The 13,468-nt window shown below is 64.0% G+C and carries 12 protein-coding genes; 5 read left to right on the forward strand and 7 right to left on the reverse strand.

Going from position 1 to position 13,468, the window contains the following annotated elements; all coding sequences use genetic code 11:
- Positions 1–532: 532 nt before the first annotated feature.
- Entirely contained in the window at positions 533–868 is a 336-nt protein-coding gene (locus tag HAP48_RS10045; RefSeq protein WP_166213906.1) for a hypothetical protein, read from the reverse strand.
- 123 nt (positions 869–991) lie between these two features.
- Here HAP48_RS10045 and HAP48_RS10050 point away from each other — a divergent pair, with 123 nt between their 5' ends.
- Entirely contained in the window at positions 992–1,471 is a 480-nt protein-coding gene (locus HAP48_RS10050) for a hypothetical protein (protein WP_166213905.1), read from the forward strand.
- Between the two features lie 34 nt (positions 1,472–1,505).
- Here HAP48_RS10050 and HAP48_RS10055 read toward each other — a convergent pair whose 3' ends face one another.
- The 6 genes from HAP48_RS10055 to HAP48_RS10080 all read right to left on the reverse strand — a co-directional run bounded on the left by HAP48_RS10055 (position 1,506) and on the right by HAP48_RS10080 (position 7,033).
- Positions 1,506–2,495 (reverse strand): Bug family tripartite tricarboxylate transporter substrate binding protein, encoded by a 990-nt coding sequence (locus HAP48_RS10055; RefSeq protein ID WP_166213904.1) that lies wholly within the window; start codon positions 2,493–2,495, stop codon positions 1,506–1,508.
- 331 nt (positions 2,496–2,826) lie between these two features.
- Complete coding sequence (locus HAP48_RS10060) at positions 2,827–3,249, reverse strand: hypothetical protein (protein ID WP_224496994.1); 423 nt, start codon at positions 3,247–3,249, stop codon at positions 2,827–2,829.
- A gap of 314 nt (positions 3,250–3,563) precedes the next feature.
- A complete protein-coding gene (locus HAP48_RS10065; protein WP_224496995.1) occupies positions 3,564–4,088 on the reverse strand; it encodes a hypothetical protein in 525 nt (174 codons plus the stop codon).
- Positions 4,089–4,124: 36 nt separating this feature from the next.
- Positions 4,125–5,132 (reverse strand): YggN family protein, encoded by a 1,008-nt coding sequence (locus HAP48_RS10070; protein ID WP_224496996.1) that lies wholly within the window; start codon positions 5,130–5,132, stop codon positions 4,125–4,127.
- Between the two features lie 290 nt (positions 5,133–5,422).
- Positions 5,423–5,842 (reverse strand): hypothetical protein, encoded by a 420-nt coding sequence (locus HAP48_RS10075; RefSeq protein ID WP_166213902.1) that lies wholly within the window; start codon positions 5,840–5,842, stop codon positions 5,423–5,425.
- A 3-nt stretch (positions 5,843–5,845) separates the two neighbouring features.
- Positions 5,846–7,033 carry a DUF2125 domain-containing protein gene (locus tag HAP48_RS10080; protein ID WP_166213901.1) on the reverse strand — a complete coding sequence of 396 codons (1,188 nt, stop codon included), beginning with the start codon at positions 7,031–7,033 and terminating at the stop codon, positions 5,846–5,848.
- Positions 7,034–7,187: 154 nt separating this feature from the next.
- Between HAP48_RS10080 and HAP48_RS10085 the strand changes: the two genes are divergently transcribed.
- From HAP48_RS10085 to HAP48_RS10100, 4 genes are all read left to right on the forward strand, one after another.
- A complete protein-coding gene (locus tag HAP48_RS10085) occupies positions 7,188–7,787 on the forward strand; it encodes a gamma-glutamylcyclotransferase (RefSeq protein WP_166213900.1) in 600 nt (199 codons plus the stop codon).
- 199 nt (positions 7,788–7,986) lie between these two features.
- On the forward strand, positions 7,987–11,292 hold the full coding sequence (locus HAP48_RS10090) for an efflux RND transporter permease subunit (RefSeq protein WP_166213899.1): 3,306 nt from the start codon (positions 7,987–7,989) through the stop codon (positions 11,290–11,292).
- Positions 11,293–11,633: 341 nt separating this feature from the next.
- Complete coding sequence (locus HAP48_RS10095; protein WP_166213898.1) at positions 11,634–12,662, forward strand: hypothetical protein; 1,029 nt, start codon at positions 11,634–11,636, stop codon at positions 12,660–12,662.
- A gap of 321 nt (positions 12,663–12,983) precedes the next feature.
- The gene (locus HAP48_RS10100) at positions 12,984–13,451 is read left to right on the forward strand and encodes a peroxiredoxin family protein (RefSeq protein WP_166213897.1); all 468 of its coding nucleotides are present in this window, start codon (positions 12,984–12,986) and stop codon (positions 13,449–13,451) included.
- Positions 13,452–13,468 lie beyond the last annotated feature (17 nt).

The following is a 13,468-nucleotide window of genomic DNA, read 5'->3' on the forward strand; positions in this document are numbered from 1 at the left end:
GGTGGTTATGGGTCCCGGCCTTCGCCGGGACGACACTGAGTTCGTTGCGCACATTGTGAGTCATACGTCGGCATTCCCGCGACATGATCTGCCCGAGCTTTGCATTTCGTCTCGCCCTCTCTTGAACAGAGGGCGCAGGGAAAGCCGGGTGCCGATCGCACCCATGGGTCCCGCGTAGTAAAAAACGCGGGAGATAGGACCACAGGTGTAACCGGGAACATCCCGGCTTTCCCTACGCGATGGGTTACGGCTTACTTCGCGCTCTCCCCGGCGAGACTGGGCTTGTTTGTCACCGCCTCGCAAAGATGCTTCGCATCTCGCGGGGGACACCGGCCGCTAGGGCGTCAGGACCACACGACTTCACCGTCCGCTTCATGCGCACTCGTCAGTTGCGCACTCGGCGTCCACCGCATCTCGACCCACGTTCGTGACGACCGCGAAGCGCCCCTCGATCGGGTGAGACGGGTGTATTGAACATCTGAGTTGGGTCAGGCGTCAAGTTAAATTCTGAAAATCGGAACAGATAAATTGCCTACGCCGGCGGCAGACCGAGCGACTGGGCGGCCAAAAATACCCGCGGAGCGTGCATTGTCGCTTCGGATGAGCTAGAACTCAAACGCCGCGGGTCGCGCTTTTGACACCGTTCGCGCTGTTCATTGGTCGTGCCATGAAGATTGTAAGAATAGTTTTTCCTTTGATCGTCGTAGGCTTCGTCCTTGCCTTGATGAAGGTCGAACTCCGGCATTTGATGGATCAGGGTTTCTGGCCCGGATTGGCCGGCGTGCTCATTTGCGTCGGCATAATTGTCGTGATGATGGCCTTGAACGCCCGCGCCCGGAAGCGCGCCAGGGCTGAAACCTCCGCTCAAGCAGGTAGAGCGCCGAGGCGCAGTCGGTCTGAGAATCTCAGTCACTGTAAAGTGGGCAGGCTCCTCGCGGCATATCCCGGACCTGTTACGTTGCCCCCTTCGCGGCTCAAGTGGTGGGTTGTGATGGCGCTGAGCGCCCTGATGACTGCCGCATCGGTCTTTGTCTGCGTCATTGCGATTTTAGGTCTTCAGGCCGGCAACAAGAGTGCAGGTATTGGCGTAGGAATGTCTATGCTGGGAGCAGGCCTGTTCGGCTTTGGAGTTGTGGTCTCTGCCCGCACTCTGCAGGTCGGAGCCCTGCTACTCGACAGGAATGGATTTCAAGTCACGCTCTTTGGACGAAATCAATACCTCTGGGCGGAAGTGTCCGACTTCCGGCCGTATCGCTTCAGTTCCTCGTCCGGTGTCCAATTCGACGCGGTGCGACCTCGTTCACGCTACATTAGCGCTGCGAACGCATGGCTCGGATATTCGAACGACAGGCTTTCCGATACTTACGGTTTGGAAGCTGAAGAGCTGGCCGATCTCATGGAGTCCTGGCAAAGCGCGGCGCTCGATGGTCACGGAGATAAACAGTCGCTAGCTTCTGCGATCTCCGGCTAGAGCTTCAGGACCCATGCTGCAGTCCCGGATTGCTCTACGCCGGCGGCAGACCGAGCGACTGGGCGGCCTCCATCCAGCCCGGCAATTCGCGCTGATACAGCGCGTTGCTGTCCTTGAAGCCGATCGCGGGCTCCAGCACGAAAGTGTTGAGAACCTCCTTCACCTTGGCATCGTCGTTGGCGGCGACGCAGAGCTCGGACAGCCGGTCGACGATCGGCTGCGGCGTGGCCTTCGGCAATGCCCAGCCCGAGAAGCCGCTCAAGGTGAAGAATTTCGATGTCGCGCCTTGTTCCGGCAGCGTCTTGATCTCCGGGATCGCGGCGACCTTCTTGGAGTGCACGGCGAACACAGTGCCGCGGCCGCTCTGCAGCACGGATTGCGCGGCAGTGTAGCTGCCCATCGCGACATCGAGCGTGCCTTCCGCGAGCCCGGTCCACATCGGCGCTTCGCCGCGATAATGGATCGGCTCGATGGTGAGGCCGTATTGCTTGTTGAGCTCGTTGATCGTCATGTGCGGCGCCGAGCCCGCGCTGTAGGTGCCGAAATTGACCTTGCCGCTGCTGCGCGCATGGGCGACGAAGTCTGCCAGCGTCCTGACGCCGAGCTTCGGGTTCGCGACCAGCAGCAGCCCGGCGCCCGGGATCACGCTGACCAGCGTCAGGTCCTTGTCCATGTCATAGCCGGGGTTCTTCATCATCGCCCGGTTCATCACATAGGTGGCCGAGATCGAGCAGAGGATGGTGTGGCCGTCGGGCGCGGCGCGCGCGACTTCCGCCGCGCCGATCGAGCCCGAGGCGCCCGCCTTGTTCTCGATGACGACGGTCTGCCCGACCTGCCGCGAGATGTATTCGCCGAAAGCACGCGCCAAGAGGTCGGTCTGCCCGCCTGCGGGGTAGCTGCAGATCATGCGGATCTGCCGCGACGGCCACGCCGCCTGCGCCGACGCCCGGCGCGACAGCAAAGGCATCGCAGCAGCGGCCGCGCCGGCGGCGATGACGTGACGGCGGCTGATGTTCGCTGGCATGAAACCCTCCCCGATTTTTCAGCGAGGGTATCGCATCGGCCAACGCGAACCACGGGACAGATTGGCGCAGCAGGAGAACTCACGCATTGGCGTCATGGCGGGGCATAGCCGTTCGAAGAACGGCGTCGCTTCCGCTCGCCTATGCCAGGCCATCCACGTCTTTCCTCACGGATGGAAACTCAAGACGTGGATGCCCGGGACACCTGCGCGAAGACGTGCTTCGCTCTGTTGCCCGGGCATGACGATGTTCGTGGCACGACTATCGTCGCGACGATATTCACCGTCGCGACAACGGATCCCGATTCGTCCGCACCGACATCGCCGCAACCTTCTACGCCAGCCGCTGCCGGCCGACGAGGCCGGCGGTGGCCAGCATGACGACGCCGCCAAACCACCACGAGCCGATCACGAACTCCCAGGCCCGCGGCGGAATCTCGTCGAAGACGATGCCGTAGACCGACACCAGCGCGGCCAGCGCGGCGAGGAAGATGCCGCCCGCGCTCAGAAGCTCGACGACGTCGATGCGCCCCGTCGCGCGCACCGTCAGCTTGGGAATATCGATACCAAGATAGAAGCCGACCGCGCCGACCACGATCGTCGTGGCGATGAAGGCAAGTGTGCTGAAGACAGCGACGTTGCCCTTCGCGAGCTGCGCGGCGACGAAGGTGCCGGCCATGGCACCGGCCATCGCCAGCCCGGTTCGTTGCATCACATGCGCGGCGCGGCTGACCATCATCAACTCGCGCGCGAGCATGGCTCGCTCCTTTCTGGTCACGATCCTCATCTGCAGTCTCCTTTACCAGCGCTTCGGTACGAACTCCGCTTCACCTCGCCCCGCGTGCGGGGAGAGGCATAGGCCGCCTTCGGCGGCCGTCCTCAAGAACGCCGAAGCAAAGCTGCGGCTATGACGCATCGTCAGATGCGTTCCGGGTGAGGGGGAGTCTCTGCGGGCGCAGCTATCGCCGTATCTGCGGAGACAGCCCCTCACCCCAACCCTCTCCCCGTAAGAACGGGGAGAGGGAGCGGCACCGCCGTTGCGGTTGCTATTCGACTGAACGTCATCACGCCCTAGAACGGGTAGTAACGGACCTGGGTCATGACGATGTGGTCGTCGGTCTTCGGCGCACCGCCGACGCCTTCGAAGGCGAAGCGCTGGTTGTAGGAGTACTGGACGCCGGCCTTGATCGCCCCGTAATCGCCCTTGAAGATCGTGTCGTAGAAGCCGACGGTGTACTGCCGGACCTGCGAGGTGTTGGCGTTACAGGTCGCCGCCGGCGAGTTCTCGATGTTGCAGCCGAGGTTGTTGTAGAGCGGATTGCCGTAGCCGAACGGCACGGTGCCGACATTGGAGAACGTCGCCTTGGTCTTCTCGAGGCCGGCATAGGCATAGAGATCGAGCGACGGCGTGGTGTGCCAGACCGTGCCGATCAGGAATGCCGTGATCGGCAGCGGCTGGATCGAGCCGTCCTGGCGCAGCGTGGCATCCGGGAACGGCGTGGCGGTGAAGCGGCCGAGCGCGCCGTGCGACGCCGAGCCCTGCAGCTCCAGCAGCTTCGGCACGATCTCCGCCGAGAAATGCCCGCCGAAGCTCACCGTGTTGACGTCGTGATTGGCGAAGTTGAAGTGGTCCTAGAAGTCGCGATACATCGCCCAGCCCTCGACATGCAGCTTGTAGGGCCCGAGCCGCGGATCCCACGCGCCCTTCACGGTGAAATCGGGCACGTGGTTGAGGCTGACATTGTTGGCGTTGTTGAAGAAGCTGCCGCCCGGACCGGTGAGGTTGACCAGCACGTTCGGATTGAGCACGCCCTGCGGCCCGACCGCGGGCGTGCCGACCAGCGGCGTGTTGCCGCCGAAGAACGAGGTCTGCGCATTCTCCGCCGAGACCGCGAGCTTGAACTCGGGCCCGAAATCCTGCCAGACGCGAATGCCGGGCTGCCGCGCCGCGAGGAAGCCGGGCACCGATTCAAAATCGATCACGCCGGGGGCATCGACCCCGCGCGGATCGATGCCGGCCTTGCTCGGCGCATTGAGCGACCAGCTCTGGCCGGCGAGAAAATGCAGGCCGAGATCGGTGCGATCGATCTCGATGCTGGCCTGGCGCAGCCGCGGGTTGAAGGAGTTGGTCGCGACCGAATTCGCGGTTTGCGCCGCGCCTTCGAGATCCAGTTCGCCGTAGCCGGCGACATGGGTGTTGGCGAACACCTCGGCTTCCGCGAGCAACGAGAAGCGGCTCTGCCGCGCGGAGAAGCGCGACTCGTCGGTGTTGAAGTTCTTGCTCTGCGGGAACGGAATGAAGTTGTAGACCGAGCCGGTGTCGGAGGCGAGATTGCGGCTGCGGTAGATGCCGGTGAGATCGACCCAGCCGCCGAACGTGACGGTGACGCCCTTGTAGCAGAGCTTGCCCGAGGCGCAGGGATCGAACGGCACCGGCGCCTTCGCCGCCATCTGCGTGTTCTGCCTTGCGCTCTCTCTGGCAGCCCGCGCCTCCTCCTTGCGCGACTGCCCTTCCATTTTCTGTTCGAGCTGCCGGAGGCGTGTCTTCAACGCCTTCAGTTCGGACGCATCGTCTTCCGCAAACGCAGAACCAGTCGACAGCAGCATGCTGCCGAGCAGAATTCCCCCGAGAATTCGCATCGCTTCCTCCTACTGGGTTTGTTTCCTCAGGCAGCAGAGAGCGGTATTCGGGGAGTGATATTCGCCAGGAGCCGGATTATTCCGGTCACGTTGTTCTCATCGCGAACGCGGGAATGTTTGGTCGCGACGGTGATATCGCGCGCGAGGGATTTAAGGAGTCCGCCCGGTGTGGTGGGCGGATTAGCGTCTGCGTAATCCGCCATCTTGGTGGGTTTGCGCGGCGGGTTACGGCTTCCGCCTTCGCTCTTCGAGCTACGGCGGACAAGTCGCCTAACCCGCCCTACGAAGCCCTACGTTTCGTCAAGTTGGTCGACCCACGACGAGGCTGCGCCCCAACCGATGAGGTAGTCGTGGTGATTGCTGCACAGCAGATAGCTGGCTTCTTCGTCACAAATATAGAATTCCATTGGGGGACAGTTGTCCAATATCTGAAGTAGGTCCGAACCATCCCGGAATCTCCATATCTCCCGCGCGCGGTCCTCAAACAGCACGCACTGCTTCGCGCCCACATATTTGGAGATCAATTCCCATCCATCCGGCCGCAACCGGCCTCGCGGCGCAGTATCACGATCCCAAGACGCATGGCTCGCAACATCGACGCCGAGCCTTTCGAGCAGCCTTGTGATCAGCGCTTTTCTGGCTGCATCTCGCAGTAGCTCGGCACGCGTTCCGGTTTCGCGAACTGCCTCAGCAATATGGTCAATACTCATTGCTCAGAACAGCGGCGGAATCTGTCCGACCTTCAGCGGCCCCAGAAACACCGCGCCGTCGGCGAAGCGCAGCGGGAAGCTGCGCGCCTTCTTGCCTTCGAGCGAGGCCTCGGTGCCGAGCGAATTGATGCCGGCGGAGATGCCGGCGTTGGCGTTCTGCTTGATCACCTTGCCGAGGCCGGGAATCGCGCGATCCAGCGCGCCGAACAGACCCTTGAGGTCCTGGCTCTTCACGCCCGGCGCGACGCGGTCCAGCGTGGCCTGCGGCACGCCCTCCTCCAGCATCTTGTCGATGCCGAGCGCGGGGATGACGCGCTCGAGCCCGGCGACCGTCATCTGCAGCTCGCCCTCGATCAACCCTTGCGCGTTGAGGCGCAGCGTGCCGGCGGCGACCGAGACGACATCGCCCTGCTCGATCCGCGATTGCTGGATCTCGACACTGCCGCCGGCCGCCTGGATCTCGCGAAAGCGATCCGGCCAGGGCTTTGGCGAGAAATCCTTCAACCCGTTGAGCCGCGCATGGATGTCGGCGTTGAACGGCTGGGTGAGCAGCGGATGCACCTCCTGCAAGGTACCGCCTGATATCTGCAGCACGGTCTCGATCGCGGGATTGTCCGGCGCCGAGCCGTCGACCTGCCGGCCGTGCAGCTCGATGTGATTGACATGCGCCACCGGGATCGGCGCGACACCGCCGATCCGATCGATCGCGAGATCGTCAAACACCAGCGAGGCGCGCTGCGGCACCGCCGGCAGGCCGACCACGCTGCTGCGGCCCAGCTTCCAGTTGACCTGCAATGTCGGCTGCGCATTGCGCTCGGCGATCGTGGCCGGTCCCTTGAACTCGGCGATCACGCGCTTGGGGTCGTAGACCTGCGCCACCACCAGGATCTCGGCCAGCCGCGCCACGAACGCCATCTGCGGCGAGGCGGTCTGCGACACCAGCATCACGCTCGGATCGGTGCAGCGGACCTCGAAGCGGAACGGGTAGCCCGCCACCGAGCGGTTGCCGCAGTCATAGACCCGGCCGGCCTTCGCCTCCTGCGCGCGCCAGGCATCGGCCTGCACGCCGACCTGGGAGGCTGCGAAGAACCAGAAGCCGCTCCACGCGACCGCGGCGATCAGGACCGCGACGGGGACGGCATAGAGGCCGAAGCGCGAGCGGCGGCGGGGGGCGGAGGTCAAATCGGACATGCGGCGTCCTTTGGCGGGCGAATTTGTCAAAATCTAAGCGGCGGCAGGCCCGGAGCAAGCCCTGAGCAAGCCTTTAGCAAGCCTTTAGCAAGCCTTGGAAACATCACGGAATTTGCTTCGCTTGGGCAGCCTGTTCTGCTAGCCCATCGGTGCAATGGCTGCAAATCCCCTCAACTCCGAAACCGCCGACGGCGACCTCTGGGTGTTCGGCTACGGCTCGCTGATGTGGAAGCCGGGCTTCGAGTACCTCGAGCAGGTGCCGGCGCGGCTGATCGGCGAGCATCGCGCGCTCTGCGTCTATTCGTTCGACCACCGCGGCACGCCGGAGAAGCCCGGCCTGGTGCTCGGGCTCGACCGCGGCGGTGCCTGCCGCGGCATCGCCTTCCGTGTCGCCGCCCGCCTGCGCCACGACACCATCGCCTATTTGCGGGCGCGCGAGCAGACCACCAATGTCTATCGCGAGGTGATGCGCTCGGTGTGGCTGGAGAACACGGCGCGCGATCGCGTCAGCGCGCTGGCCTATGTGGTCGATCGCGGCCATGTGCAATATGCCGGGCGGCTGTCGCTGGCCGAGCAGCTGCGCCTGGTGCAGCAGGGCCACGGCCGCTCCGGCAACAATCGCGACTACGTGCTCTCGACAGTGGCCGCAATCGAGCAGCAGGGCTTTCGCGATCAGCCGCTGCATCAGCTGGCGGTGATGCTGCATGATGCGGGCGCGACGCTGCATCGCGACGCGCGTGCGACGGGCCCGTAGCCATCACTTGCGCAGCAGCTCGAACGCCTCATCGATCGGGCTTTGTAAACGGGTTGTTGCCAAATCGCGCTTTTTCGGCGCGCGGCACGGTCATCCGACAAATCACGGCAGGGGTGTGGCAGCGCCCTGTGACATTTAGGCTTTTGCATCGCAGCGCGGACGGATAGAAGCTGAGCCGCAAACGTCGCTCGCTGATGCAATGAACCTCTCCGCACCCTTTGTCCGCCGGCCGGTCGGCACCACGCTGCTCTCGCTTGGGCTGGTGGTGGCGGGCATCATCGCGTTTTTCAAGCTGCCGGTGTCGCCGCTGCCGGATGTCGACATCCCGACCATCATGGTGCAGGCGACCTTGCCCGGCGCGAGCCCGGCCGATGTCGCCGCCACCGTGGCGAGCCCGCTCGAGCGGCACCTCGGCCAGATCGCCAGCGTCACCGAGATGACATCGACGTCTTCGCTCGGCTCGGCACGCATCACGCTGCAATTCGACATCGAGCGCGACATCAACGGCGCGGCCCGCGACGTGCAGGCGGCGATCAACGCGGCGCGCGCCGATTTGCCGACCAACCTGCGCGCCAACCCGACCTACCGCAAGTTCAACCCGGCCTCGGCGCCGATCCTGATCTACACGTTGACCTCGGATACGCTGACCCCGGCCGAGCTGTACGACGCCGCCTCCACCGTGCTCGCGCAAAAGCTGTCGCAGGTCGAGGGGGTCGGCGAGGTCTCGGTCGGCGGCGGCTCGCTGCCGGCGGTGCGGGTCGAGCTGATCCCGCCAGCGCTCTACAAATACGGCATCGGCCTCGAGGACGTCCGCGCCGCGCTCTCGAGCGCCAATGCGCACAGCCCGAAGGGCGGCATCGACGTCGGCGACCAGCGCTACCAGATCTACGCCAACGACCAGGCGAGGAAGGCGGCAGACTACAGGCCGCTGGTCGTCGCCTACCGCAACGGCGCGGCGGTGCGCCTGACCGACGTCGGCGATGTGATCGATTCGGTGGAGAACGTCCGCACGCTCGGCCTTTCCAACGGCAAGCCGGCGGTCGTGATGATCGTGTACCGGCAGCCGGGCGCCAACATCATCAAGATGGTCGACAGTGTGAAGGGGCTGATGCCGCAGCTCAAGGCCTCGGTCTCGAACGCGATCGACATCACGCTGGCGATGGACCGCTCCAAGACGATCCGGGCCTCGCTGCACGATGTCGAGATCACGCTCCTGATCGCCGTCGCGCTGGTGATCCTGGTCGTGTTCGCGTTCCTGCGCAACGCCCGCGCCACGCTGGTGCCTGTGGTGGCGGTCGGGGTGTCGCTGATTGCGACCTTCGCCGTGATGTACATGCTCGGCTACACGCTCGACATCTTCTCGCTGATGGCGCTGACGGTGGCGACCGGCTTCGTGGTCGATGACGCCATCGTGGTGCTGGAGAACATCACCCGCCACATGGATGCCGGACTGTCGCGACTGGACGCGACGCTGGTCGGCACCCGCGAGGTCGGCTTCACCGTGCTGTCGATGAGCGTATCGCTGATCGCGGTGTTCGTGCCGATTCTGTTGATGGGCGGCCTGGTCGGCCGCCTGTTCCGCGAATTCGCCATGACGATCACGATCGCGATCGTGATCTCGCTGGTGGTCTCGCTGACGACGACGCCGATGATGTGCGCCGTGCTGCTGCGCAAGGAGGAAGGCCAGCCGCATGGCTGGATCTACCGGATCAACGAGCGCGTCCTCGAGCTGATGTTGGGCGGCTACCGCGCGACGCTCGGCCTCGCGCTGCGCCATCCGCTGCTGGTGATGCTGATCCTGGGCTGCACGCTTTATTTGAACGTCCATCTCTACACGGTCGTGCCCAAGGGCTTCGTGCCGCAGCAGGACACCGGGCTCCTGATCGGCTCGATCCAGGCTGACCAGAGCACCTCGTTCCAGCTGATGCAGCAGAAGCTGACGCAGTTCATCGACATCGTCAAAACCGATCCGGCGGTCGATACCGCGGTCGGCTTCACCGGCGGCGGCGGCGTGGGCCCCGGCGGCGGCACCAATACCGGCACGGTGTTCGCCTCGCTGAAGCCGATGGACCAGCGCAAGCTGCGCGCCGACAAGGTGATCGAGCGGCTGCGCGAGCCGCTCGCGACGGTGGCGGGCGCCACCTTGTTCCTGCAATCGATCGGCGATCTCGGCGCCGGCGGCCGCTCCGGCAACGCCGCGTACCAGTACACGCTGAAGGGCTCGACCTTCGAGGAGCTGAACGAGTGGACGCCAAAGCTCGTCGCGGCGCTGCAGAAGGAGCCGACGCTGGCCGACGTCAACACCGACCAGCAGAACAAGGCGCTGCAGGCCAATCTGATCATCGATCGCGACGCCGCTTCGCGGCTCGGGATCACGGTCGCCCAGCTCGACAACACGCTGTATGACGCGTTCGGGCAGCGCCAGGTCTCGACCATCTTCGTCGCGCGCAACCAGTATCATGTGATCATGGAGGTCGCGCCGCGCTTCTCGCAGGACCCGCAGACCCTGAAGGAGGTCTATATCTCGACCTCGGGCGGATCGGCGAGCGGCACGCAGTCAACCAACGCGGTGGCCGGAACGGTGGCCTCGTCGTCGCAGAAGAGCTCGGTCAGCTCTGTCGCCGCCAATGTGGTGCGCAACCAGGCGACCAACTCGATCGGCGCCACCGGCAAGGGCGTCGCCTCGACCGGAACCGCGGTCTCGACCAGCGCGGAAACGATGATCCCGCTGTCCAGCGTCGCCCGCTTCGAGCCCGGCGTGACGCCGCTCGCCGTCAACCACCAGGATCTCCTGGTCGCCAGCACCATCTCGTTCAACCTGGCGCCAGGCACCTCGCTGAGCACGGCGACCACCACGATCGAGAACGCGATGAACGCGATGCACGCGCTCGGCATGCCGGCGGGCATCAATGGCGGGTTTGCCGGCTCCGCGAAGATCTTCCAGCAGGCGCTGGCGAACGAGCTGTTTCTCATTCTCGCCGCGCTGGCGACGATCTACATCTCGCTCGGCATGCTCTACGAGAGCTACATCCATCCGCTGACCATCCTCTCCACTTTGCCCTCGGCCGGCGTCGGCGCGGTGGCGGCGCTGATGCTGTCGCACACCGATTTCGACATCATCGGCATGATTGGGGTGATCCTCTTGGTCGGCATCGTCAAGAAGAACGCGATCATGATGATCGACTTCGCGCTCGACGCCGAGCGCCAGCGCGGCCTGTCGTCGCGCGACGCGATCTACGAGGCCTGCCTGATGCGGTTCCGCCCGATCATGATGACGACGCTCGCCGCTTTGTTCGGCGCGGTGCCGCTGATGATCGGCCTCGGCGAAGGCAGCGAGCTGCGCCAGCCGCTCGGCATCGCCATCTTCGGCGGCCTGATCCTGAGCCAGATCCTGACGCTCTACACCACCCCAGTGGTCTATCTCTATCTCGACCGCGCCAGGCTCTGGAGCCAGCGGCGGCGCGCCGCGCGGCGGGCACGGCGGGCAGCGGCAGCCCCATCCTGATTAAGTCGTGTACTCACAAATCCGCAACGCGTGTGCGGGGCAGCCGAGGTCCGCGCTACCCGAAGAGCAGACGTCGGCGGTACCTGAGTGAGTGTCCGCCAAGGGCCCAACAGCGGACAATGACTGGCCTTCCGCGTTCTCCGGAAAACGGAGTAAGCTACGCCTACTGCCGTCCGTGCCAATTGTTGTGGAGGGACTGGCCATGAAACTTCGCCGCCGAAATTTTCTGCGTCTCGCCGCGGGGCCGGTCAGATTGTGTTCCCGCCGCCGCGGGAGGATGCTCTCATTTCCGCGCGCAAAACTTCGCCTTGACGGACCGAACCAGGACAGGAGAACCAGACATGGCCGCCTTTCAAGAGGTTTTCCGCCGCTCCGGCATCGATGAGCGCCGCAGCCCGCCGGGCATGGTGGTGCCGTTCGGCGGCTCCAACATCGTGGCGCTGATCGATCCCGGAAGAAAGCTCAAAGTCGATCCTAACGCCCATGCCCTCGGGATCAAGGAGATCGATGGCGCCGATACCCTTAGACGCGTAATGCAAGCCAGAGACACCTTCTCCAAACCCGATATCGATCCGCAGCTCAGGGCCGCATCACTTCCCGCCACCTTCAATAGCGATGCACGGTTTTTCGAAATCAATGGCCGGATTAAGCCGATTGGCTTTCCCGGCCTGGAGGTGGTGGCCCGGTCGGCCGGCCGGAAGATCGAAGCCAAGCTCCATGTCGCCGTGCTGCCAGAAATCAAGATCAAGGTCGCGTTCCGCAATGTCATGATTCCGGGGAGTGGCGGCGCTCCGGCGTTTCACGCCAAGAAGCCCTGCAACGAGCAAGATGAATTGCTGACGATGAACAATATATGGAGGCCGCAGGCCAACATCCGCTTCGAGCGGGTACCAAGCGACTGGCTGGTCATCGACGACTCGCAGGCTGCCGTCAAACAGGAGCTCGCCAACGCCACTGGCATGAAGGATGCGAACCTGGCGACCTTTCCCGATGTGATCGAGGTCGAAAAACTGAAGAGCTTGTTCGTCAAACACAAAGTTCAGGGCGCCCATCTAACCATTTTCTGCGTCGATAAACTTTTGTCCAATGGCGGCTTCCCCAATGGCTCGTTTGCTCGATCGCTGGACCTTGCCTTCATCAGCTCGCAACGCGGGCCCAACACGTCTGCCCATGAAGCCGGGCACTTTCTCGGCTACTACTCGAAGAGCGCGAGCAAACCTTGGGACAGCCAAGGCCACACGCTGGAGACCGATCCGAAAACCGGAAAAGAAAACAGGGCGGAAGACATCAAGATGCTGATGCGCGGGGGAGGCGCCGGGTGGAAAATTCCGTTCAATCTCGTCAAGGAGTTCCGCGACTTCCCCGGCTAGCATCCGAAGATTAGACAGAAGCTGGAAATCACTCCAGGCGTTGAATGTCGCCTTTGGGTCACAAGAAGGTATCTCCGCGGCCGGGCAGCCTGTCCGCTTTACCTCTAACAGCGGACGTCCCGCATTGATGAGGTCAGGTTGAAGCGTCATCGCGCTCTTTAGCTTGTTGTTGAGCACGATCTCCGCGCAAACGCGCGTTCCGCGTTTGTCGCGAGGGAAAAGCCGCTTCGCACTTCTCCGGATCATGCTGTAGCCATCGTTAACAGACCCGCGCCGGTCTTGCCAACCTGCCGCGAGGTGGCAGGCGCAAGGAACCGATCTGTGACTCCAGCTCCGGAAATCGCCGTGTCGCGCTGGTTCAACACCAGTGAACCCCTGACCTTGGCGGCGCTGCGCGGCCGCCCGGTCCTGCTGCACGCATTCCAGATGCTGTGCCCCGGCTGCGTCGCGCACGGCACGCCGCAGACCCAGCGCGCGTTCGAGCTGTTCAAGCATTCCGACTTGCAGGTGATCGGGCTGCACACCGTGTTCGAGCACCACGCGGCGATGACGGAGGTGTCGCTGGAGGCCTTCATCCACGAATACCGGCTGACCTTTCCGATCGGCGTCGACGAGGCCGGCGACGGCACGCCGATCCCCGTCACCATGCAGCGCTACGGCATGCAGGGAACGCCGACCAGCATCCTGATCGGCCGCGACGGCAACATCGTGCATCACGGCTTTGGGCAACAGAGCGACATGGCGCTCGGCGCGATCATCGCAGCCGAGCTCGCCGCGGCGCGCGGCTGACGCCGCCCTGCCCGACT

The sequence above is a fragment of the Bradyrhizobium septentrionale genome (genome assembly GCF_011516645.4).
Classification (GTDB): Bacteria; Pseudomonadota; Alphaproteobacteria; order Rhizobiales; family Xanthobacteraceae; genus Bradyrhizobium; species Bradyrhizobium septentrionale.

What these genes read in the sequence shown, in the direction of transcription:
- HAP48_RS10070 (WP_224496996.1), bottom strand. Translation starts at nt 5,132, where the DNA reads ATGCGAATTCTCGGGGGAATTCTGCTCGGCAGCATGCTGCTGTCGACT.
- HAP48_RS10080 (WP_166213901.1), bottom strand. Translation starts at nt 7,033, where the DNA reads ATGTCCGATTTGACCTCCGCCCCCCGCCGCCGCTCGCGCTTCGGCCTC.
- HAP48_RS10090 (WP_166213899.1), top strand. Translation starts at nt 7,987, where the DNA reads ATGAACCTCTCCGCACCCTTTGTCCGCCGGCCGGTCGGCACCACGCTG.
- HAP48_RS10055 (WP_166213904.1), bottom strand. Translation starts at nt 2,495, where the DNA reads ATGCCAGCGAACATCAGCCGCCGTCACGTCATCGCCGCCGGCGCGGCC.
- HAP48_RS10085 (WP_166213900.1), top strand. Translation starts at nt 7,188, where the DNA reads ATGGCTGCAAATCCCCTCAACTCCGAAACCGCCGACGGCGACCTCTGG.
- HAP48_RS10095 (WP_166213898.1), top strand. Translation starts at nt 11,634, where the DNA reads ATGGCCGCCTTTCAAGAGGTTTTCCGCCGCTCCGGCATCGATGAGCGC.
- HAP48_RS10050 (WP_166213905.1), top strand. Translation starts at nt 992, where the DNA reads ATGGCGCTGAGCGCCCTGATGACTGCCGCATCGGTCTTTGTCTGCGTC.
- HAP48_RS10060 (WP_224496994.1), bottom strand. Translation starts at nt 3,249, where the DNA reads ATGCTCGCGCGCGAGTTGATGATGGTCAGCCGCGCCGCGCATGTGATG.
- HAP48_RS10075 (WP_166213902.1), bottom strand. Translation starts at nt 5,842, where the DNA reads ATGAGTATTGACCATATTGCTGAGGCAGTTCGCGAAACCGGAACGCGT.